The 22,170-nt window shown below is 34.6% G+C and carries 18 protein-coding genes; 6 read left to right on the forward strand and 12 right to left on the reverse strand.

The features are described 5' to 3' along the window. Positions 1–30 precede the first annotated feature (30 nt). The 3 genes from ACFWV9_RS10290 (at position 31) to ACFWV9_RS10300 (ending at position 4,179) form a co-directional block, all read left to right on the forward strand. A complete protein-coding gene (locus ACFWV9_RS10290; RefSeq protein ID WP_411895127.1) occupies positions 31–2,811 on the forward strand; it encodes a T9SS type A sorting domain-containing protein in 2,781 nt (926 codons plus the stop codon). 84 nt (positions 2,812–2,895) lie between these two features. Next, the gene (locus tag ACFWV9_RS10295; protein WP_411895128.1) at positions 2,896–3,342 is read left to right on the forward strand and encodes a hypothetical protein; all 447 of its coding nucleotides are present in this window, start codon (positions 2,896–2,898) and stop codon (positions 3,340–3,342) included. 216 nt (positions 3,343–3,558) lie between these two features. Next, positions 3,559–4,179, forward strand: coding sequence for a YqaA family protein (locus ACFWV9_RS10300; protein WP_411895129.1), 621 nt, complete (start codon positions 3,559–3,561; stop codon positions 4,177–4,179). A 12-nt stretch (positions 4,180–4,191) separates the two neighbouring features. Here ACFWV9_RS10300 and ACFWV9_RS10305 read toward each other — a convergent pair whose 3' ends face one another. Then, the gene (locus ACFWV9_RS10305; RefSeq protein WP_411895130.1) at positions 4,192–5,859 is read right to left on the reverse strand and encodes a hypothetical protein; all 1,668 of its coding nucleotides are present in this window, start codon (positions 5,857–5,859) and stop codon (positions 4,192–4,194) included. Between the two features lie 391 nt (positions 5,860–6,250). Here ACFWV9_RS10305 and ACFWV9_RS10310 point away from each other — a divergent pair, with 391 nt between their 5' ends. Continuing rightward, complete coding sequence (locus ACFWV9_RS10310; RefSeq protein ID WP_411895131.1) at positions 6,251–6,631, forward strand: ester cyclase; 381 nt, start codon at positions 6,251–6,253, stop codon at positions 6,629–6,631. 95 nt (positions 6,632–6,726) lie between these two features. On the opposite strand, the gene ACFWV9_RS10315 is transcribed toward ACFWV9_RS10310, so the two are convergent. Both ACFWV9_RS10315 and ACFWV9_RS10320 read right to left on the reverse strand, forming a co-directional pair. Next, entirely contained in the window at positions 6,727–9,534 is a 2,808-nt protein-coding gene (locus tag ACFWV9_RS10315; RefSeq protein ID WP_411895132.1) for a prolyl oligopeptidase family serine peptidase, read from the reverse strand. Between the two features lie 13 nt (positions 9,535–9,547). Further along, a complete protein-coding gene (locus tag ACFWV9_RS10320) occupies positions 9,548–12,838 on the reverse strand; it encodes a glycosyl hydrolase (protein WP_411895133.1) in 3,291 nt (1,096 codons plus the stop codon). 373 nt (positions 12,839–13,211) lie between these two features. On the opposite strand from ACFWV9_RS10320, the gene ACFWV9_RS10325 reads away from it, so the two are divergent. Next, the gene (locus ACFWV9_RS10325) at positions 13,212–13,481 is read left to right on the forward strand and encodes a hypothetical protein (RefSeq protein ID WP_411895134.1); all 270 of its coding nucleotides are present in this window, start codon (positions 13,212–13,214) and stop codon (positions 13,479–13,481) included. Between the two features lie 87 nt (positions 13,482–13,568). Here the strand turns inward: ACFWV9_RS10325 and ACFWV9_RS10330 are convergent, their stop codons facing one another. From ACFWV9_RS10330 to ACFWV9_RS10360, 7 genes are all read right to left on the reverse strand, one after another. Beyond that, on the reverse strand, positions 13,569–14,078 hold the full coding sequence (locus tag ACFWV9_RS10330) for a Pycsar system effector family protein (protein WP_411895135.1): 510 nt from the start codon (positions 14,076–14,078) through the stop codon (positions 13,569–13,571). Positions 14,079–14,087: 9 nt separating this feature from the next. Next, positions 14,088–15,884, reverse strand: a complete 1,797-nt coding sequence (locus tag ACFWV9_RS10335; RefSeq protein ID WP_411895136.1) for an adenylate/guanylate cyclase domain-containing protein — start codon at positions 15,882–15,884, stop codon at positions 14,088–14,090. Between the two features lie 5 nt (positions 15,885–15,889). After that, positions 15,890–16,321, reverse strand: coding sequence for a hypothetical protein (locus ACFWV9_RS10340; protein ID WP_411895137.1), 432 nt, complete (start codon positions 16,319–16,321; stop codon positions 15,890–15,892). Positions 16,322–16,384: 63 nt separating this feature from the next. Next, positions 16,385–16,879: a hypothetical protein gene (locus ACFWV9_RS10345; protein ID WP_411895138.1), complete on the reverse strand. Its 495-nt coding sequence runs from the start codon at positions 16,877–16,879 to the stop codon at positions 16,385–16,387. A 282-nt stretch (positions 16,880–17,161) separates the two neighbouring features. Next, positions 17,162–17,353 carry a cold-shock protein gene (locus ACFWV9_RS10350; RefSeq protein ID WP_411895139.1) on the reverse strand — a complete coding sequence of 64 codons (192 nt, stop codon included), beginning with the start codon at positions 17,351–17,353 and terminating at the stop codon, positions 17,162–17,164. 61 nt (positions 17,354–17,414) lie between these two features. Next, entirely contained in the window at positions 17,415–18,533 is a 1,119-nt protein-coding gene (locus tag ACFWV9_RS10355; protein WP_411895140.1) for a DEAD/DEAH box helicase, read from the reverse strand. Between the two features lie 45 nt (positions 18,534–18,578). Continuing rightward, positions 18,579–20,132 carry a DEAD/DEAH box helicase gene (locus ACFWV9_RS10360; protein WP_411895141.1) on the reverse strand — a complete coding sequence of 518 codons (1,554 nt, stop codon included), beginning with the start codon at positions 20,130–20,132 and terminating at the stop codon, positions 18,579–18,581. 124 nt (positions 20,133–20,256) lie between these two features. On the opposite strand from ACFWV9_RS10360, the gene ACFWV9_RS10365 reads away from it, so the two are divergent. Beyond that, positions 20,257–21,195, forward strand: coding sequence for a peptidoglycan DD-metalloendopeptidase family protein (locus tag ACFWV9_RS10365; RefSeq protein WP_411895142.1), 939 nt, complete (start codon positions 20,257–20,259; stop codon positions 21,193–21,195). Between the two features lie 15 nt (positions 21,196–21,210). On the opposite strand, the gene ACFWV9_RS10370 is transcribed toward ACFWV9_RS10365, so the two are convergent. Together ACFWV9_RS10370 and ACFWV9_RS10375 are read right to left on the reverse strand one after the other, a co-directional pair. Beyond that, on the reverse strand, positions 21,211–21,678 hold the full coding sequence (locus ACFWV9_RS10370; RefSeq protein WP_411895143.1) for a GyrI-like domain-containing protein: 468 nt from the start codon (positions 21,676–21,678) through the stop codon (positions 21,211–21,213). 28 nt (positions 21,679–21,706) lie between these two features. Next, complete coding sequence (locus tag ACFWV9_RS10375; RefSeq protein WP_411895144.1) at positions 21,707–22,165, reverse strand: cold-shock protein; 459 nt, start codon at positions 22,163–22,165, stop codon at positions 21,707–21,709. Positions 22,166–22,170: the final 5 nt, after the last annotated feature.

Here is a 22,170-nt window from a genome sequence, read left to right on the forward strand (position 1 = left end):
GTAAGAATAATTAACCAAAATATTTATCTCATGAAAACGCACCGCTTCATTATTCCGTTAATCCTGTCCCTAGTTTTTATTCTTTTTTGTTTCACACAGTTTTCCAATACTACCGAAACTGAACGCTTGCGTGAAAAACACAAGCAATTGCTAGACAACAGTCCTTTTAAACAAACACAACGTTTAACCAAGACAGAGCGTAAATCTAAAGGCTTACCTCCTAATGCTTATTATGAGCAATTATGGGAACTTACCCTAGACCCTAATACTGGTAGACCTATGCCTGAGCGTGCAGAACTGATTCAAAATGAACTTAGGACTGCTAGAGCTGAAAACCGAGGAGGTGGCGGTGATAATTTTAGTCCGTGGGTAGAACGTGGACCAAATAACGTTGCTGGTCGTACACGTGGTATGATGTTCGATCCTAATGATACGGATTTCAATCGTGTGTTTGCTGGTTCCGTTTCTGGTGGTTTGTGGGTCAATGAAGATATTACCAATCCTGCATCTGCATGGTCTCTGGTTTCAGGTATTCCGGCAAATCTAAGGGTTAATGTAATTATCCACGACCCTAACAACACTAGTACCTTTTATCTAGGTGCTGGAGAATCCTTTTCCAACGGTTTTGGTATAGGTCGCGGTGTATGGAAATCCACAGATGGTGGTGTTAATTGGACCAATATATTTGGTGGTGCTTCTGGTACCATAACCAGTAATGCCTTTGTTGATGGTATTTTTTATATCAACGATATTGTTGCTAGAGATTTAGGCACAACCACAGAACTGTTTATTGCCGTTTCTGGTGAATTCTATGATGCTTCTGGTGGTAATGCTAATGAATGGAATGGTTTATTAGAACAGGGCCTTTATAAATCTACAGATGGTGGTAGTAACTGGAGTCAGATCGCATTGGCTACAGAATCTAATGGTACGCAGCCTAATCCTTGTGATTTAGAAATTGATATTAATAATAACGTTTGGCTAACAACAACATTAAGTGATTGGGCCTTTTTTGGTGGTAAAATATTCAGATCTACAGATGGTACAACCTTTAATCTTATAAATACGATACCTGGTGCCTCTAGAACCGAATTGGAGCCCTCCTCTACTGATGCCAATAGATTTTGGGTTGCAGCAGATATTGGCGGACAAGCAGATCTCTTCACTACTGACAATGCCTTTACAACATTTACGGCATTGGCTGAACCGAATGATGTAGATTTAGATATTCCTTCAACAGACTATACTCGGGGGCAAGCCTTCTGGGATTTACCTATTGAAGCTGATGCTAGTGACAATTTATACATTGGTGGCATCAATTTATTTAAGTCTGAAGATGCTGGTGCTACATGGCAACAGATTTCTAAGTGGTCTAACAATAATAATCTCGCAGGTTTAAATGTGCCAATAGTCCATGCAGACCAACATGCTATTGTTTTTAGGCCTGGAACAGGAAACGAAGATGAAGCTATTTTTGGCACTGATGGCGGTGTTTACTACACACCTGATATTTCCGTTGTGCCAACATCCATTAGTATTTCTAATATTGAAACTAATTACAATACCACACAGTTTTACTATGGTTCTATAGGACCTAGTGCATCTAATGAAATTTTATTTGGTGGTACACAGGATAATGGTACGGTTATCTCCCAAAATTCAGCATCTGGTGTAAATCCGTATGATGATTTTTTCGGCTTTTTCAGTGGTGATGGTAGTTATAGTGAAATAGATGTGAATGGTGGTCTTACAGGATTTGGTAATGGAGAATATCTAGTACTTGGTCATATACATGTAAATTATAGATTGGGTAGTCCAGCCGTTTCAAGTACAAGTAATGCTATGGCTAATGGTTATGATATTCATACCAGTACGACGAGCGAAGGTAATTTTATAAATGAGGCAGAGCTAGATCATAACCTTAATATTTTATATGCCAATACTTCCACCTCTTCTGTAAATAGAATATCTCGATTTGTTTTAGGTTCAAATTCGGCTACAGAAACTATATTTAGTGATGCGCTTTTGACAAGTTCACCTTCTGCCTTTAAAGTATCGCCTTTCACTACAACAGCTACAAAGCTTTTTGTAGGCCTAAGAACATCTACGCTTATTAGAGTTGACAATGCTGATACCACACCAACATTTACGGATATATCTGGTCCTTTATTTTTAGGAAGTATTTCTGATATAGAATTTGGACAAACTGAAGATGAAATCTTTGTAACCTTCCATAATTATGGAGTTAGTAGCATATGGTTTACTGATAATGGTGGTACGAGCTGGACAAATATTGAAGGCGATTTACCAGATATACCTGTGAAATGTATTTTACAAAACCCTCTTCTACCTCAAGAGCTTATAATTGGAACAGAGCTCGGTGTTTGGCGCACAAGCGACTACACCTCTACTGGTGTACAATGGGTACAATCGTATAATGGTATGAGCGATGTTTTGGTATTAGATTTAGATTTAAGAACTGTAGACAATACAATTTTGGCATCAACACACGGAAGAGGTTTATATACGTCCACGTTTACAAATCAGTTATCAATTGATGAATCATCGCAAGAACTGTTTGCCATTACACCGACCTTGTCTGATGGTAATATTAGAATTTTAGGTAAAGATCTAGGTAAATCAATGTTGTCAATTTATGATATTTCAGGTAAGAAAGTCTTTAGTTCAGAGTTGAATTTTAATGAAAACTCCAATCAAGACCTTTCATTAAACATAGCATCTGGCACATATATTGTCAATATCAATACAGAAGATAATAGAAAAGCATCACAGAAGATTGTGATTAAATAGTATTTTTAGAACAAGAAACAACTGCCCCTTGTTTCTTGTTTTAATATATTTTCTTCTAAACGAATTGTTAAAGCCCAATAAAATATGAAACACATACTTGTTTTATTTTGTAGCGTTATGTTTGCCATATCATGTAAATCTGCAGAGTTTCAGAAAAATCCACCCTTTGAGGTTATAGAAGCATCTTATAACAATTGGGCAGGCGGACAACCAGGTGTAAGTGGCATCAATGTTAGGATACACTACAGAACAGCAAAGCAGGTAACATTTGATTCCATTTACTTTCAATCTAAAAAAGGCATAATAGATAGCTATAATGAGGAAGGTAAAACTTTTATTATAGGACGAATTAATAATCCTAGGACAAAAATAGTAGCACCAGATGGTGTGACAAAGCAAGAAAACCCTGAAGCTACAATTCCTTTTAAATTAGCTGATGATGAGGCAGTCCTGGTATATACCTATAATACTACTACCTATTTTTATAAGATTTCAAAGATTGAAAAAACAGATGATAAGTTCTTTCAATAAAGGAGATTAACCGATAATACATTTAGGATATAGATTATGCATCATAATTATATAAAACTATTGTTATCCATAAATTAAGGACTACATTATTCATAAGGTCTATCCCAATAATATGTAATTCATCGAAAAATTTTAGAATTAGAGTCATTTTCTGATTCAATACCTATATTTGATCACCCTCATTTCCCCTCGCAGACTCAAAAAAACTTAACCTAAATGAAACCTACACACAACCGATCACATTCGGATAAAACCCGAATTCAATTACTTCATCAATACTATTCTTACACCGGATTTTATGATTTTGTATGGATTGCCTTAAAAAATGCCTTTCCATATATTGTCGGTTTTATTGCGGCAGTTGTTACTGCGAATCAATTTATTGATGTCAATGAAACTTTAGCACGTGTAACAGAACTTTTACCAGTTTATGGTGTATTAGGTTTTTTCTTTGTATCAGAAACTATACTTGGTCTTGTACCTCCTGAGATATTTATCGCCTGGTCTGGTAATATGCCTCGACCATGGATGTTTTTAAGCATTTTGGCTTTATTGTCTTATTCTGGTGGATTAATGGCCTATTGGTTAGGTAAATTTATTACCTCTATGCCTTCTGTTCATAACTATTTAGAGGTTAAAATGGCAAAACAACTGAGAAACTCTAAAAAATGGGGTGGTATATTAATCGTTATAGGCGCTATATTACCAGTCCCGTTCGCAGTATCATGTATGACTGCAGGAATCATTAAATACCCTTTTAAAAGCGTTGTGTATTATGGTTCGTTACGCATGCTGCGCATCTTTGCTTATGGCTTTGTTGTTTTCAGTGTAATTTAAATAGATAACTAATTATCCTTTTTCCATTTTATCAAGTGCTTTCTTGGCACTTTTAGCTTCTGGACTGTCTGGTGCCAATTCTATAACTTTATTGTAGCATGCTTTGGCTTGCTCATAATTCATCTCATATCTTAAGGCGTCACCAAAGTTCTTCCATGATAACACAGACTTTGGGTACGCTTGTGTTGTGAGTTGTAATATGAAAATGGCACCTTGGTTTTGTTCACTACCAATCATGTTATAAGCAGCACGATTAAATTGGTCCTCAAAATCTACAAATGCATATCGTTCGTCTTGCATCATGGCCATCGCGTCTTGCTTTACACGTTCCATTTGACCAGACAAGAACAAATCCGTTAAATGCCCCATTGGGTCTAATACAAAGCCTTCCGTGTTAAAATCTAATGCCTTTTGTAATACCGGATCTTGATTGGTGCTATATTCCGCAAAGTTCATCTCTACAGGCGCATGAGGAGCCGTCCAATCTGCATTTTCCCATTGTGGCTTGTCTTGCCACCATGCAAATGATAAATATACTGGTAGTTTACTCTTTGGCAACATAACACGTCTGTTATCCCCATAAAAATTGATATTCTCGCCACTAGGTTCACCTACAAAGACCACATTGGTGTAATTATCGAGTTCATTTATAAGATTCTGACAGGCTGAAAACGTGCGTCTACCAATAATAACAAACAGATGTCCAGGTTTATTGATCTTTTCGGATTTTATGATTCCAGTAACTATAGGTTTGTTCTTATAATTATTTCCTCCTCCATTTAGTCTAACGTCTAAAATTAACTTCTCCACATCATTGTTTTCAATAAAATCAAAAAGCTTTGCGTAGAACGTTGGTATATCCTCTGAAGGATCATCTTGAATCTGACTATGACGTACATAAACAGCCTTTTCCTCAGGCAAATATTCGTAATAATACATTTTATTTAAATGCTTTAGGTACAGTGGTGTAACCTCTTGATTTCTTGAACTTAACCACTCACCTTCTTGTTTCATATAACCGTAATTCGTTCGACCACTTTCTGGAGTAAAAGACATTAAATCATAATCAAAGGTTTTTCCATCCTTTTCCACTGTATAGGTAATGGTTTGTTTAAGGGATTTCATAACGCCTTGTGCATGTAAAACCTCAGGAAGTGCTAAATATCCTGTACCATAAGTTTTAAACCATTGATCGTTCTCAGAAGGAAATGAAGGTTTAATAAGCCTTAATGCCTCCTCTACAGGTACACCTTCAATCTTTAATAACTTTGCTCCTAATATTGTTTCGTGAGATTGATGTACACCCTCTATATAGACACCATCTTTAAAATAATAGAGATTTACCGGTAATTTATGATAGTCTATTACACCTTCTCTAGATCCTACTCTGGTATGCCCATATTTAAATAAGGAAACGATTCTTTCAAATCCCACTAGGATTTCATGTTGTGCCATATTGGGTATGGCTTCATGAAATTTATCGACTTCGGCATTAAAAGTTTCAGACGATACTTTTTTAAATAAGAAGGGATATTGTTTGTTAACCGTGTTTTGAAGAAATCGTAGATCTTCCTGCCATTCTTTAGTAGTTGTGGCGTTTTGTGCTAGGATTGGTAAAGTTAATAATGATGCTATTACAAAAAACAGCACATACAGCGATTGATTGATTGGTGGTTTCATAAGATTGATTCTTGATTGATTGTTATTTTCATACCAAAATATAAGAATTCTAGTACAGTTAGTTACCAGTTTATATTATAAATAGACCATTAGAATTGATAAATGTTACAGTTTGTTCTAAAAAACTGATGACATTTAAATATTATAACGATATAATAATAGTTGGCTATTAATCAGTTCAGCTAGTTATTTATTTAGTTAGTTGGTAAACCCTAGGTATGTTCAGTGTACTTAGGGTTTTGCCGTTTCACCTATAAGTTATTAACAATCATAGGTTTATAACTCTTAAACTGACCAAAATCATTTCAGCATTTAAATGTGTTTAGTTATTTCATGCCCACTAATCTTCGATGGTTAGTTAAATAAATTATTAATCTATTATTACAGAATTATGGTAACTATTGTTAACAAAAAATTTGTTGAAGACTATTGGGAAGCTATTAGCGGTAAAGCTAAAACACCGGAGCTTAGCAATATGTATGTTAGTGATCCTGAACTATTGGGGCATATAGCTTTTTTTGAAGCTGCATTTCCAAAGTATGAGCTTTTTGCAGATGATTACGTTTGTGAAGATGAAAAAATAGCTGTTAGAGGACGTTTTAGAGGCGTTCATAAGGGTGAATTAATGGGTATAGCTCCTACCAATAAAACGGTTGAGTTCCCATTTGCTATTATCTATAAGGTTACGGATGAGAAAATTAGCAAAAGCTGGTTATTTGCCGATATGATGGCAATTAGAAAGCAATTGGAAGTAGTTCCTAGTCTTAATTAGTTTAAATTATTTTCCTAAGAATACTAATTCTATGGGGTTTAAACCCTAAGCTATCTTATATAGCTTAGGGTTTTTTTAGTTATGAACTTTTAAAACTAATTCTTATCATCTTCAACATAGTCATAGCCTTGATTAATTCCTTTTTCAATTGCAGGAACGCCACGATCCATCCAAACTGGTACTGGTTCTCCTTTTAAATAATGATCAAAGAATTGCGCCATTCTAATATTAAAATCCTCACGGTTTTGCATTTTTAATGGCCAGTGTGGTTCGTCGTTATAATTTAAGAACCAAGATGGTTTACCTAAACGCCTTAGACTCACAAAAAACTCAATACCTTGATACCATGGTACATGACCATCAGCATCATTGTGCATTATTAACAAAGGCGTATTAATCTTATCTATATTAAAAATTGGTGAATTTTCAATATAGCGTTGTGGATATTCCCAAGGTGTACCTCCTATCCTACTTTGTGTGTGTTCGTATTGAAACTGACGACTTAGACCTGTCCACCAACGGATTCCACCGTAGGCACTAATCATATTTGGTACAGGAGCACCAGATTCAGCAGCTTTAAAAATATCTGTTTTGGTAACCAAATACGCGATTTGATAACCTCCCCAACTATGGCCTTGCACACCAATATTATCCTTATCGATAAAACCTTTTTCAATAAGCATTGTAACTCCTGGGATAACACAGTTAAAAGCACTTTCTCCTGGATAACCGTCTCTGTAGTATACATCTGGATTAAAAATTACATATCCTCTACTTGCATAAAATGGATAATTTATAGTACTGCGACCATAACTTGGTGAACGGTGGCGATATAATCCTTGTGAACTCTTTTCGTAGAAGTTTACAATCATTGGGTATTTCTTGTTAGGATCGAAATTTTCTGGCTTAATAAGCATTCCTTTCAATGGTTTTCCATCTAAAGACACCCACTCTACCATTTCAGCAGTTCCCCAGTTATAGTCCTTCTGCTGAGGATTGGCATCTGTTATTTGCTTCGGAGATTTAAAGCTTGTATTAGTAGACCAAAAATTTGGGAATTCTGTAAAGGATTGTCTCGTGAACACAAGTCGATTCTTTTTATCGTTTTGCGCCATGGTAAATTGGCCATAAGAATATGGACCTTCTACTAACTGGTTCAATGATTTTCGTTTAGGATCATAACTCGCTGCACCACCATATTTATTATCCTCATTAAATGTACTTAACATCCAACTTTTGCTTGAAGGAATTGAACGTTCTTCATCATCTAGCTTTACATAGCGATAACGCATTTTAGACGCTCTTCCATTCGTTAGATTCTCTGATGCACCTGTGTCTGGATTAAAAGCCCAGATATCAAAACGATCGTAAATTAGAAATTTAGCATCATTATCTGTCCAGCCAGCAGAACCATAACTGTAAGGATCATCTGGATAATCATGCAATTCGTTATAAAATTGACGTCCTTTGGTTAAGGCTGTATATTTTAAAGTCTTAAGGTTATATGTAAACCATGTACTGTCCTTACGACTGTAACCATATAGGTAATTTCCCTTCGGACTAATTGATGAAACTCCATAAACTTTGGTAGCTAGCTCCTTACGTTCACCAGTTTTTAAGTCAACACGTTGTACATCACCTGGTAATTGAGCAGTCCATTGGCTTTGAAGTTGATATGGTGTCTCGTTTCCTATTACTGCATAGGCGCCATTACCTTCGTCACTATAACGTGCTAAATCATATGTAGCATCAGCAATCTGAATCATTTTATTTTCAGTAAAATCAAATAAGCTCAAATACGCTTTTTTCTTATCGTCTTTTACATCTAATTCTTGTACCGTATACAATCTTGGCTCATCATAGGTCCAAACTTCTACATTTACTATTTCCTCATCTAACAAGGTAGTATCTTGAACAATAGGTGTTGTTCTTAACCCAAAAAATAAGCGATCTTCATTTTTAGAAAATCTTAAAGTCTCATCGCTAGACACTAACATACTTGTTCCATTATTCTCAGAATTTAAAATCAGATTGGCAGATGTATCTCCTAAATTCCAAGCATATAGCTTTGGTTTTTTTATTAAGCTTTTAGTAGAATCTGTATCAACAACAAAACCAATGCGTTTACCAGATTCTGAAATGCCTAATTGAGGATACTTTGTTTTGTGATGACTAGCCAATAATAGCGTTTTTGACGCTTTATCTACGTCATAATGATAAACTCCACCACCGATACTATCTATTATTCCTGAAGTTGCATAAACCAGGTGACGTCCTTCTTTGGCCATCGCATAATGGTGAACGTACTTCAGTGTATCTTCAACTCCTGTTTCTAAGTTTCGAATTACGACATGAAAACCGTTGTCCTTAGATACTTTTTTTAATTTCTTTTTCACCTTGGTTGTATCTTTCTCTTTTGATTTTGAAGTATCTTTTTTGGCAGGTTTTGGTGCTTCTAACATATACGCAATTATACCAGACCACTTTTCGGGCATTTTATACGATTTTACATTTGGAATCTTTTGAAGTGACTGATTATTAATGTCATAAATTATCAAGGAATCCTTTGGCAAATCTTTCTTCTTTACCTTTTTGCGCTTCATTTCTTTAATACTATCCTTAAAGGCATTAACGGCAAACGCTACATGTTTGGAATCATATGAAAATTGTCCGCCTTTACTGCGCTCATAGGTCAGTATTTTTCTACCGTCTATATGTTGCACATGAAGCGTCTGATCCTTTTCCTCAGGTCCAAGATTATAGAGCATATAATCACCTGAATTAGAAATCTCCACATTTCTAACACGATTCCATAAGGCCTTATCCTCATGTTGCAATACTTTTTTCTGAGCTGTTATATTCAGTGTAAAGAATAACAACCCTAACATTATTAAAATTCTCATATAATTATTCAGTTTAATTTTTGTTTTCGTAGCCACGTCCTGGTGTGTAAGGCGCACCAGAATCAATTAGTTTTTGTTCTAAATTCTTGAGGTCCTTATTAAAAATACGTTCCATTTTAGACTTTACTGAATTTACCTCCTCTTTTGCAATTTCATAACTATCGCGATGTGTTTTAGTCGGTGTTGCAGTAGAGTATTTTTGTTCGTAACCAATTGAACCTAATCTGCTTGCTGGTGATGGTGGCTGATCCATATCTAATCGACGCTTCACAGGGTCACCATACATTGCTATTTGAATGTCATTTAATTCATCTTCAATAGCTTTAACGCTAGAAGCAAGATTCCCTAGAGGTTGTTCTGAACGTTTAATAGCAGCTTTTATATACTTAAGTTTATTTCTAGATTCTGACATCAAATTTTGTGCAATACCCAAATCTGCTTGTAGTCTTGCTAAAGCCTTTTGGAAAGCCACTTTTTCTGCTCTATTATCTGCTGGCATTTCAGCATTGTCAAGTGCCTTTACTTCAAAACTAACTGGCCCTGTAAGTGGTGTTAAGTCACCATCTTTTAACATACCCATTTCTATAGTATAATTGCCTGGTGCCACCAAAGTGCCTTCATCTCTTCCTCCAAAAGGATTGTAAAATCCAGGCTTATTAAGGTTTATTGGATTTTGAAGCGTGTATCTCAAATTCCAGTGAAACCGTTGAAAACCTTTCTTGGCTAGTTTAAATTCTTTCTTAACCACAGTTCCATTAGCATCTTTTATGGTAAATACCAGTTCATCCTTAGATTCTTTATTCTCTGCTTTTAATGCATTATAACTTGGATATGGCGTGTCTTTATTGGATTTTATTAGTTCCTTTTCAGTTTCTTGACGTTTGTCTTTAAGAGATTTGAAATCAGAATTATAGTAATAGGTTATTATCGCTTCTGGACCTAAGTTTTCTGCCGTATAAAAATTATCACCTTGAAATGATTTACCTGGCAATCCCAAAGGACTACTTTGCTCCCACATTAGGGCAGTTCTGATAGGATAAATTTTAGCTCCATCTGCTGGCTTTGAATTTTCAACTTCTCTTAATATTGAATAATCATCCATTACGTAAAATCCACGACCAAAAGTGCCGAGAACCAAGTCATTTTCACGTTCCTGTATTGCAATGTCTCTTACAGCAATCGTTGGCAAACCATTTTTGAGTTGTTTCCAGTTTTGTCCTTGATTTGGAGAAAAGAATACCCCAAATTCTGTACCTGTAAATATTAAATTTTCATCCACATGGTCTTCTTCTATTGCATAGACACTACCGCGTTCTGGCAAGTTAGATTGTATAGCTGACCATGTTTGACCTTTATTTGATGATTTAAAAACATAAGGTTTAAAATCACCATATTTATGATGGTTAAAAGCAGCATAAATAACGTCTTCATTATGCTTAGAGAGATAAACACTATTTACATAAGATTGATTCGGAGCTCCTGAAATATTGGATATTTTTCTCCAATTCTGACCACCATCTTCAGAGATATGAATGAGTCCATCGTCTGTACCAGCTGCTAATAAATTTTTGTTCAGAGGCGACTCTGAAAATGCCACAATACTTCCATAAAGTGAAGTAGAACCATTTTTCATAACAGCATCAATACTTACAACACGATCATATACCTTGAGGCTATTTCTATTAATTTGCTGTGAAAGATCATCGCTAATTACTTCCCAACTATTTCCATAGTCATCTGATCTAAATACTTTTTCCGCAGAAAAATATAATCTTCCGGCAACATGTCTACTAACTACTAATGGTGCATCCCAATTAAACCTGTATGCGTTTTCACCCTTTCTGGCTTTTGGCTTAATACCAACGGTTTCACCACTTTTCTTGTCAAAACGAACCAAACCACCATATTGTGATTGTGCATAAACAATGTTTGGGTTATTTGGATCTATCTGTGATTCAAAGCCATCACCTCCATTGGTAATAAACCACTCTGAATTCCTAATGCCATGGTTGGTTAGAACTCTAGATGGGCCTCCTAAACTAAAATTATCTTGTGTACCTCCATATATATTGTAAAATGGATAATCATTGTCTACTGCAACCTTATAAAACTGTGTTACGGGTAAATTCTTCTTAAAGTCCCAAGTCTTTGCAGCATCGAAGGTTTCATATATTCCTCCATCACAGCCTACTAACCAATGCTTATTATTATTTGGGTTAATCCACATACAATGGTTATCCACATGTTTTGTGTCTTCACCAACCATATTAAAGGTTTTTCCGCCATCATGAGTTACAGACATCCAAGTATCCATAGAATAAACTGTATGTTCGTCTACAGGATCAGCAATTATTTCTTGATAATAATTACCACTTGTTACATGCGAACTGCGCTTTTCCCAACTTGCGCCTCTATTGGTTGAAGCGTAAAACCCACCTTTTCTATTTGCAGCCTCAACAATTGCATAAATAATCTCTGGGTTTGCTGGTGAAATAGCCAAACCGATACGTCCTAATTCTTCATTTGGCAATCCTTTATTAATCTTTGTCCAAGTTTTACCTCCATCAACACTTTTATGCATTGCAGAACCAGGTCCGCCTCCTACATAGGTAAAAACATGGCGTCGTCTTTGCAGTGTTGAAGCATAAAGTATGTTTGAATCTCTTGGATCCATAACCACGTCATTTACACCTGTATGCTCATCTACTTTAATTATTGAAGTCCAAGTGTCGCCACCATCATTACTCATATATAGACCTCTATCACCACCTTTATTCCATAATGGGCCAATAGCTGCAACATAAACTATATCTGAATTATCTGGATGTACTATAATCTTTCCAATATGCTCTGAATTTTTTAGTCCCATATGCTTCCATGATTGGCCACCATCTATAGATTTATAGACTCCATCTCCATAGGCTACAGAACGTTGATTGTTATTCTCACCAGTACCAACCCAAATCACATTAGAATTATTTGGGTCTATGGTAACGCAACCAATAGAATATGATCCTTGAGAATCAAAAATTGGTTTATAAGTAACGCCAGAATTAATTGTTTTCCATACACCACCAGAGGATGTTGCAACATAATATTCAAAAGGATTATTAGGATTAAATGCAAAATCTGAAATACGCCCTGAAGTTAATGCAGGACCAACATTACGCCATTTAAGTCCTGAAAGCTTTATTTCATCTAATTGAGAACTTGTTGTACTATTCTTTTTTGATTTTTTTTGGGCATCACAAATTGAGCTGAAGCTAAGTAGAATACTTAACACAACTATTGAGAAATTTTTCATGTTATAGAAATCTGATTGTTGGTTTATAGTTTTAGTTACAATAAATTAATGCCATAACTATTTAGTAATCAATATTTTTACTATTTCAAGTGATTTTATGCTATAGTATATTTGAAGGCAAATAAATATAGGTCTTTTTATAAAAACTAAGTCAAAAGAAAATTATAATTTTTCGCTTCAATTTAGTTGAAAAATCAACTTCAATTTTTCGTAAAATCAACTTAAATCGTACCGTTTATCGAGAAATGAAAAAATAATGTGTTTTTAATCGGACATAATTGAGAGTTCATCAAAAAATATTAGACTTAGCAACTTCCCTATTTAATTTAGTTCTCAGATTGCCCCACGATCTATTTTATTAAACTTGATTATTATGGACACAAATTTCTCTTTATTTAACCAGATTAATAGTCTTTGCTACTGGTTACTAACATTCAGCGATTACAGAACTTCCATTAACCTAGATGCAGACAGTGATATTTATAGTGTATGCATTAAACATGGTGGTATAGAACTCTATGCAAATAAAATTAAAGGATTTAGTAAAAGAAACCCTCGATTCCTAGAACATGAACTTGATGCTATTGTTGCAGGTTTATTGCACCTAAAGCAAAATGTAGATACAAAACAAAGGTCAGCGTAAAGCAAATTTAAGTTAGTTATTAATTCAACCATTAAAACCGATTTTATAATCGGTTTTTTTATTACCCTATAACTCTATATGTATGCTCTACTTTACAAAAATAGCCATATAAAAGGCGAAAATAAACACAAAAAGCACGCTAATAGTGAAGAACAGAATAGACCTTTGTACATTTTTGAATTTTGCGTCTATTATTTTACTTTCTGCATGGATTTGTTCTGCAAGACTTTGATATAGCTCATCCTTAGAGCCACAAACTTTAATGATTTCCTTTGCAAAATCCTCTACGTTCTCAAAGCGATGAATAACATCTTTGAAAAAAAAGACGTTGCGGTCGTAGTCCATTTCCATAGCTGGTTTAAAACATCTAAAACAGTAAAAAACAGAAACTGAGACCAGAACTATCCAACATATGGTAACAATCAATAGAAAGATATCTGCTGCTAATACATCCTTAAACTCATCTAAACGATCTATAAACAAGCCTAATATTAAACTGTGAAAGGAAAACACCACACCAGCCTTTAACTCTGAGTTTTTAATAAGCTTTTCTAGACGTTCTAATTGTTCCCAATAATTGTTTGGATCTTGAGCCATGTTCTAAAATTAACTATTTACAAAATACATCTTTAAATGTCCTCTATTTTTTACTTCTAGTTCACCTCTATAAGTACAATCAAACTCAGATTTAACCCTTTCGTAAGTGTACTCAGAGATATTTATGCGTCCAGGTTCTGAACTGCTTTCCATCCGAGCAGCAACATTAACGGTATCACCCCAAATATCGTAAGCAAATTTCTTTTTACCAACTACACCTGCAACTACAGGACCTGTATTAATACCTATTCTAATATCAAAGGTAGCAGAAGTATGCACATCTTCCTTGGCTTTAATAACAAAATCGTTCATTTCTTTTGCGGCTGCTATCATTTCTTTAGCTTGATCTACATTATCGAAGCTAAGTCCACCAACTGCCATGTAGGCATCGCCTATAGTTTTGATTTTTTCCAATCCATGGCGTTCCATTATCAAATCAAATTCAGTAAAATAATAATCTATTGTTTTTACCAATTCTTCTGGTGATAGGCCTTCTGCATACTTGGTAAAGCCTTTAAAGTCTGTAAATAAAACAGTAACCGAAGGAAACTTTTTTGCTTCTACTCTACCCTTATCCTTAAGTTCTTGAGCTGTTTCTTCTGGTAGAATATTTAGTAGTAATTTATCAGATCGCTCTTTTTCTGCAGCGATGATTTTATTGGTCGCTTTTACAAATTTGTGGCGTTTAAATAAGCCATATGCCAACAATGAAGTAAGAAAAAGAACACCAATAGTTGACCAAATAATGATACGCTGTGTTTTTTGTTTTTCCTTAGCTATAGCTTGCTCTTTAGATACTTCAAAATCAGTACGCATATCATAAGCTTCCTGTACTGATTGCAGGTTGATCACAAGGTCACGGTATTCTATATGTTTCTTATAAAATGGATAGGCAGATGCAAGATCGCCTTTGCCTTCATGAAATTCTGAAAGCTTTAAATTGGCATCACTTATTTGATCTTTAAGACCATACTGCTTAGCTAAATTTAGGCTTTTCTCTAAATAGGCCAATGCAGTATTGAAATCCTTCTTTCTTAAATATATATCTGACATATACGTCAGATAAATAGAAATTGGATAATAATCTTCTTGCTCCTCCAGAATTTCAATAGCTTCATTTATATTAGATTCTGCTAATTCATCTCTCCCTTGTTCGGCATAAACCATCCCAATATTACCTTTATTATAGGCTATGCCAGCCAAATAGTTGATCTTTTCGAATATTAATCCTGATTTTTCAAAATTTATTAGAGCCGCGTCATATTTCCCATTATTAAAATGGGCATCTCCAGCATTCAACAATATAGAGGCTAAATGAATAGAATCATTTGTCTTTTCAATTAGGGTAAGTGCTTGATTATAGTAGTTATCTGCAGTTTCAAAGTTCTCGTTAACAACATAAGAATCTGCTATCACGGCATATACCACTCCTTGTCCTTCAATAAATTCAGCCTTTTTTGCTGATTCTGCGCTTTTGAAAAATGCTTCTAGTGCTAATTCAATGTCTCCATTATTGAAATAATAATATCCTTTTTGAAGATAACCACTGTGTAAATATTTATTGTTGTTTTCTAGTTTCGCCAATTCAATCAATTCATCAGCATATTTTAGTGCCAATTCGGGATTATTCAATTCATTAAATGCTAGCTCTCTTAGTAATTCTAATTTTTTGATACCAAAGAGATTATTATTTTTATAACTTTTAGCCAAACTATCAGCGATCTTTTGACTTTGGCCAAAACTAAGTGAGAATATAAAAAAGAATAAGCCTATTAAATAACAATAGGCTTTTCTGTATGATAACATGATTTCTACTTTGGATTCATTTTAATTCTTGGATCTACTGTATAAGTAGGACTTGGATTTTTATTAATAATGAAAGTGACATTATAACACTCTTCTCCTGAAATAGCATCGCTTCTAACTTTAGAGGTTACATTGGGATCAGCAATTGGATCTCCCAAAGTAATTTCTGCTAAAATATCGGCACCACCACCTTCAGACTTTTTGGATACTTCGGTAATATTTACTGTATCTCTTTTATTTTTTGCAGCGCCTTGCCATGTGCAGGTTGCGCCTTTGTTTACAGTAGATACATATAAATCTGGTCTGCCTTTAGTTTCATCTGGGTCACCTTGGTTGTCTGTAAAAACTACATTGTCAATAATGCTTTGTTTGTTTGGTTGAATTTTGTCTGTGTCAACAGTTAGCGTAATAACTGTGTCGGCTGGTTTTCCTCCCATAATTAGTGTGTTTTAAGTTAAACTTTATATTGATTAATTACTAAATTACGTATGTATTTAATGTCATACCTTTGATTGAAATTCGAAATAACGAGTTTTTCCTCTGTTGCCATCTGGCACATAATTAAATCCAAGAAAACGCAACCAAGACATTTGTTTATCTGTTTCTTTAGATTCAGAATATAGCCCAAGCGTATAGCCTTTATAATTATAGGATTGCTCTAATAGGACCTCTCGCATTTCAAAACTAACTTTTAAGGAATTCTTATCCTCTTCCATGTGTTTACTTGCAATAAAAAAACCTTCTAGTTTTATATCACTTACTATGTGTGCTCCTAGAATAGCCAAAGCCAAATCATCTTTAGTCTTCCAAATTTTTGAATATCCTCCATTTCGAGTTAATTCGACTTGTTCTAATAAATATTCCAACGCAGTTTTCTCATTATGTATATTGTGAAGCTTCCATTCATAATATGTAAATTTCCATGGATTCTTTAGAACATAGGAAAGGTCTTCTTCAGTAATTACGTCTTGGACTCTAGACACACTTATTTCCATTTAACTTACTTATATCTAATTCAATTGGTACGTTTATAAACACAACATGAATAAGGTCTCAATAAGGCCAAACTGAGCCATTATAATAGGTAGTAAATTAGGGATAACAGTAAATTAGGTAAGCCTGATAAGATTTAGTAATCGAAATCTACGTAATATTTTTCTGATATCCTAATTGGTATAATTCTATAAGTATTGGCTATTACAAAAAATTATTTAATTAAACATAAAAAAAAGCCCATCACAAAATGATGGGCTTTATAATCTTTGTTAAGCGATATATTAGATAACTTTTACGTTTACTGCATTTAATCCCTTTTTACCTTCTGTTAGATCGAATTCTACGGTATCGCCTTCGCGAATCTCGTCAACCAATCCTGAAATGTGAACAAAATGGTCTTTGTTTGAACCTTCTTCAGTGATAAAACCAAAACCTTTAGTGTCATTGAAGAATTTTACTGTTCCTGTACTCATAATATTATATTTAATTTTTAATAATTATTATATAGTAACCAACAACGATGCCACAATTTTATTACATGGTTATCTCTCTAAAAGTAATACCTAAGGCACTTTGTAAATCTATAACCTTTTGCATTTCACCAGGTATAATCAAGGCAATAGACTGTCCTGTTTTACCAGCTCTGGCTGTTCTACCACTTCTATGTGTATAATAGTCTAAATGCTCTGGTAATTGATGGTGCAAAACAAATGCCAAGTTATTGACATCAATACCTCTTGCGGATACATCTGTAGAAACTAAGACTTGCAAACTTTCATTCTTAAATGCGCGCATTACCTTATCGCGTTCCTTTTGTTGCATATCTCCTTCTAATGCCCCAACGGCGAATCCTTCATGTTGTAATTGCTGTGCTAATGTTCTTGTACCTGCTTTTGTTCTACAAAAAATGATGCCTCTTTCGTCCTGTCGTTTATCTAAAATGCGCATAATCATATTCAGTTTATCTTTAATATTGGTCTGAATATAATGATGAGAGATGTTTTCGTTTACCAAAGCATTCTTATTTACCTCAATTCTCACAGCATCTGGCGCCATGTAATTCTTAATGATACGTTTAATCTCTTCAGGCATGGTTGCAGAAAACAACCATGTATTTCGTTTTTTGGTATTGTATTTAAGGATTTTATTTAAATCCTCTTTAAATCCCATACTTAGCATTTCATCAGCTTCATCTAATACTAATATCTTAACATTTGAGATATCTACCGCTCCTCGCTCCACTAAATCTAATAATCGACCAGGAGTGGCAACAACAATATGAGTGGTTCTTGCTAAGGCTCTAATTTGTCTATCCATTTTCTCACCTCCATAGACGCCTTCTGCAAAAATCTTTTCGCCTATATACTTTGTATACCTAAACAATTGTTTTTGTATCTGTTGTACAAGCTCTCTTGTAGGCGCTATGATAAGTCCTTGAACATCATCACTGCTTGTGTCTATAGAATTTAAGAGTGGCAAGCCAAAGGCGGCGGTTTTACCTGTTCCTGTTTGTGCTAAACCCACGAGATCAGTTGGAGATCCCAAAAGAATAGGTATTACCGTTTCCTGAATCTCTGTTGGATTTATAATATTAAGTTCCTTAAGCCCTTTAATATAGGCCTTATTTATTCCTAATTCTGAAAATGACACCATGCTAATTACCTATTTATACTATGATTGTTATTTTATGTAACCTGATTAGTCTTCAGGTGGATAACCATGAATTTCTTCGAACTTCTCATCGAAGTTGGCTCGTAAATAAGAGTTTAATTTCTTTTGGTAATCGTCCTTTAACCATTTTAAGAAATTGTGCGTGCTCTTACTGATACATTTAGCATAAATCTCAATTCTTTGGTTTACATCATCCTTTAAAAGCTTCGCTAAAGCTAGAGCATCATAAACATCTTCGCTATTTTCAATACAGATTTTTGCATGATGTTCTATAGAACGTTCTAACACTACTTTGGACGATTCACCAGCATCAACAGCATCTTTACAACATTGTCTTATATCAAAATACGTGTCTTCAGATTTTGAAAATTCATCCTTTATCTCATCTGCCAACTCGTGCTTAAAATTAGCCTCAATGGCTTCATCACTCTTAATTCGGTCTGCATACCAATTTGGAGATTTAAATATCAATTGCCAGTCTAGGTCTGCTCCCCAAGGTCCGAAACGGTATAGGTTGTTGCCCAAGTCTAAAATGGTAAACTTAGATTTGTTATTTAAAATCCTTGAGCCACGACCAACCATTTGGTAGTACAATGTCAACGATTTTGTTGCTCTATTAAGAATAATAGTATCGATTGTTGGTTCATCAAAACCTGTTGTAAGTATACTTACTGAGGTTAATATGGCATCTGGTGTAACATGGAACCAATCTAAGATTTCCTTCCTTTGTTTTTTGGTAGCTGTATTATCTAAGTGCATTATTGGCAAACCTTCTTGTCTAAAGGCATAATAGACGCTTATAGATGTATTGATACCATTGTTAAAAATAAGTGTCTTCTTCCCTAATGAATGCTTTTTGTAGGCATCTACTGTTTTTTGTAGCATCGCCACACTGGTATATAAATCCTCTGAAGACTTAACTGTATAATCACCATTAGAACCTACCTCTAGCGACGTTAAACCCATATCGTAGGCATAAGTTTCTGCCGTTGCCAAGAACTCATTTTCAATTAGGTTTTCAATAGTTTCTCCAGCAATAAGTTCATTGTAGTTATCCTTCATTGGTAGTTCCTTGTTAGAACTTAATGGTGTAGCAGTTACACCAAGAATAAAAGAGTTTTCAAAGAATTTAAAGAGCTTGGTAAAGGAATTATAATGTGCCTCATCAATGATTACCAATCCAATGTCTGATATATCAAGTTTGTCATCGTTCAATCGGTTATTCAACGTTTCTACCATTGCAACAAAACAAGAATAATCGGCCTGGTCATCTAAATTGGCTTTACTACTTACTACTTTATTAGTTACACCAAAGCTTGTTAGCATTTTTGAAGTTTGATTACACAACTCTATACGATGTGTCATTACCAATACCTTTTTATCATGATTTTTAAGGTATTGACGTACCATTTCAGAAAATATAACCGTCTTTCCACCTCCTGTTGGTAATTGATACAACAGGTGATAATCGTCTGGTGCAGTATCAAATTTTTCAAAGATCTTACTTATAGCACCTTGCTGATAATTGTATAGTTCTTTATCGGTTTTCTTCTCTTGAACAGCTTGGTTGTCTTGGGACATAGAATTTGACACTTGGTTTACAAGGCACAAAAATACTGTATTTTAAGAGATGTTAAAGCCATTTGTGAACAACAATAATTGTTTTATTTTTGCGTTTGTTCAGTTTGTAGGATAATAAGAAAAAATGAAAAACTCCCTTTTAAGTTTCATATGTCTTGTGGTTACGCTATGCGTGCAATCTCAAGAAAGCCCACCTCACAGAAGCTTAAAAATAAAACTTCCAATTGCTTCATTAAATAAAATCGCAAATACGAATGAGGTTGAAATACCATTAGTTAATAAAGATTCAATAACAGAAGCTCAACCAAAAATTGATATTAAAGGTGATCACTGGGATACAACAGTATATAATCCATACAAAGATGTTACTCCCGATTATCCGATTCAAATAAATTTTGAGGATTCAATTTATGCATCACCTATCCTAAAGGATAAAGTAGTTACATCACGTTATGGTTGGCGCAGAGGACGACCTCACAAGGGAATAGATATTGACTTGATAACTGGTGACAGTGTTGTAACTATTCTAGATGGTATTGTAAGATTCGCGAGATATAGTCGAGGTCATGGTAAAACAGTTGTAGTTAGGCATTATAACGGCTTAGAAACTACATATGCGCATTTATCACATATTGCTGTAAAAGCAAATGATAGTGTCTTTAAAGGGCAATATATAGGAAAGGGAGGTAATACCGGAAACTCAAGAGGAAGTCACTTACATCTTGTTACAAGTTTTAAAGGCGAATATATTCACCCAGAATATTTGTTTGAATTTACGGATGAAAATAAAATCCGTTCTGATGAACTATGGGTAACACGAAAGTGGACAAGAGCCAGATATCACAACTCAAGACGATTGGCCAAATTAAAGTTGTACGAAACAGAGGAAGAAGCTCGTAAGAGTTTGATTAAACAAACTAAGGTTTATATAGTAAGACAAGGCGACACCTTATCTAGAATATCGAGACGAAACGAAATCACAATTGCCTCTATTTGTAAATCTAATTCAATTCGAAAAAATTCTACCCTTAGAATTGGCCAGAAATTAATTTTAGAACTTTAGTTCGAAAAAATACAGTTAGTTTTTTGGTTTTATTGGTACATAAAAGTCCTCTTCAGATTTTGAACTTCCATTAATGTACTTAGAACCCATAACCTGAAAATGAGGCCTATTATCAATATCATACCCTGAATCTGGTAACCATTCTCCCATTATTTGACGATATAAGCCACCAGCATCTATACCCTTAAGTACGAATATAGCATAGTCTCCTTTTGGAATAGTTATACTGCTTAACCCTTCGGGAATAGCATTAAAATCTAATACTTCTGTGCATGCCCAAATATTATAGGCTAATTTGGTGTTATAGAATTCGTCATAGTTTTGAAGGGCTATAAGTTCTTCATTTACAGTATTTGTGATTTTATGCTTATTGGGCATAAACTGCTTCCACAACGAAATAATCTTCTGTATTTCTCCATGATGCATGCTGCCTTGCATGCCAACAAGATATTTTTCACTAATAGTCTTAATTGTTGGATTCAAAAGATGTCCTGAGTTTTTGGAATAAAAATTAAGATTTTTTTACTCTAACGGCATTCATTCCTCTTTGGCCCTTCTCTAATTCAAAAGTGACTTTGTCATTTTCAATTATATCATCGATAATACCACTAACGTGTGTGAAGTATTTTTCGTTTGTTTCAGTATCTATGATAAAACCAAATCCTTTTGAACTGTCATAAAAAGAAACTTTACCCTTTCTGATAGGGTCAAACTCTTCTTCATCACCTTCTTCTTTTTTAGGGATACCAATTTCAATATTTTCGGCCTTAACCTTTACCTTCATTGTAGGATCTGGAGGCGTATCTGTGAGATTACCATTATAATCTACGTAAGCAAGTGGAATACCTGAAGAACCACCTTCTTCTTTTGCAAGTTTACGCGCTTCCATTTTTTTGCGCTTGTCTTCTCGCTTTTTTAAGCGCTTTTTTTCTTTTTCACTTTTACTAAATGTCTGTTGTGATCTACCCATGTAAT

It is taken from the genome of Winogradskyella sp. A2 (assembly GCF_046762865.1).
Lineage (GTDB): Bacteria > Bacteroidota > Bacteroidia > Flavobacteriales > Flavobacteriaceae > Winogradskyella.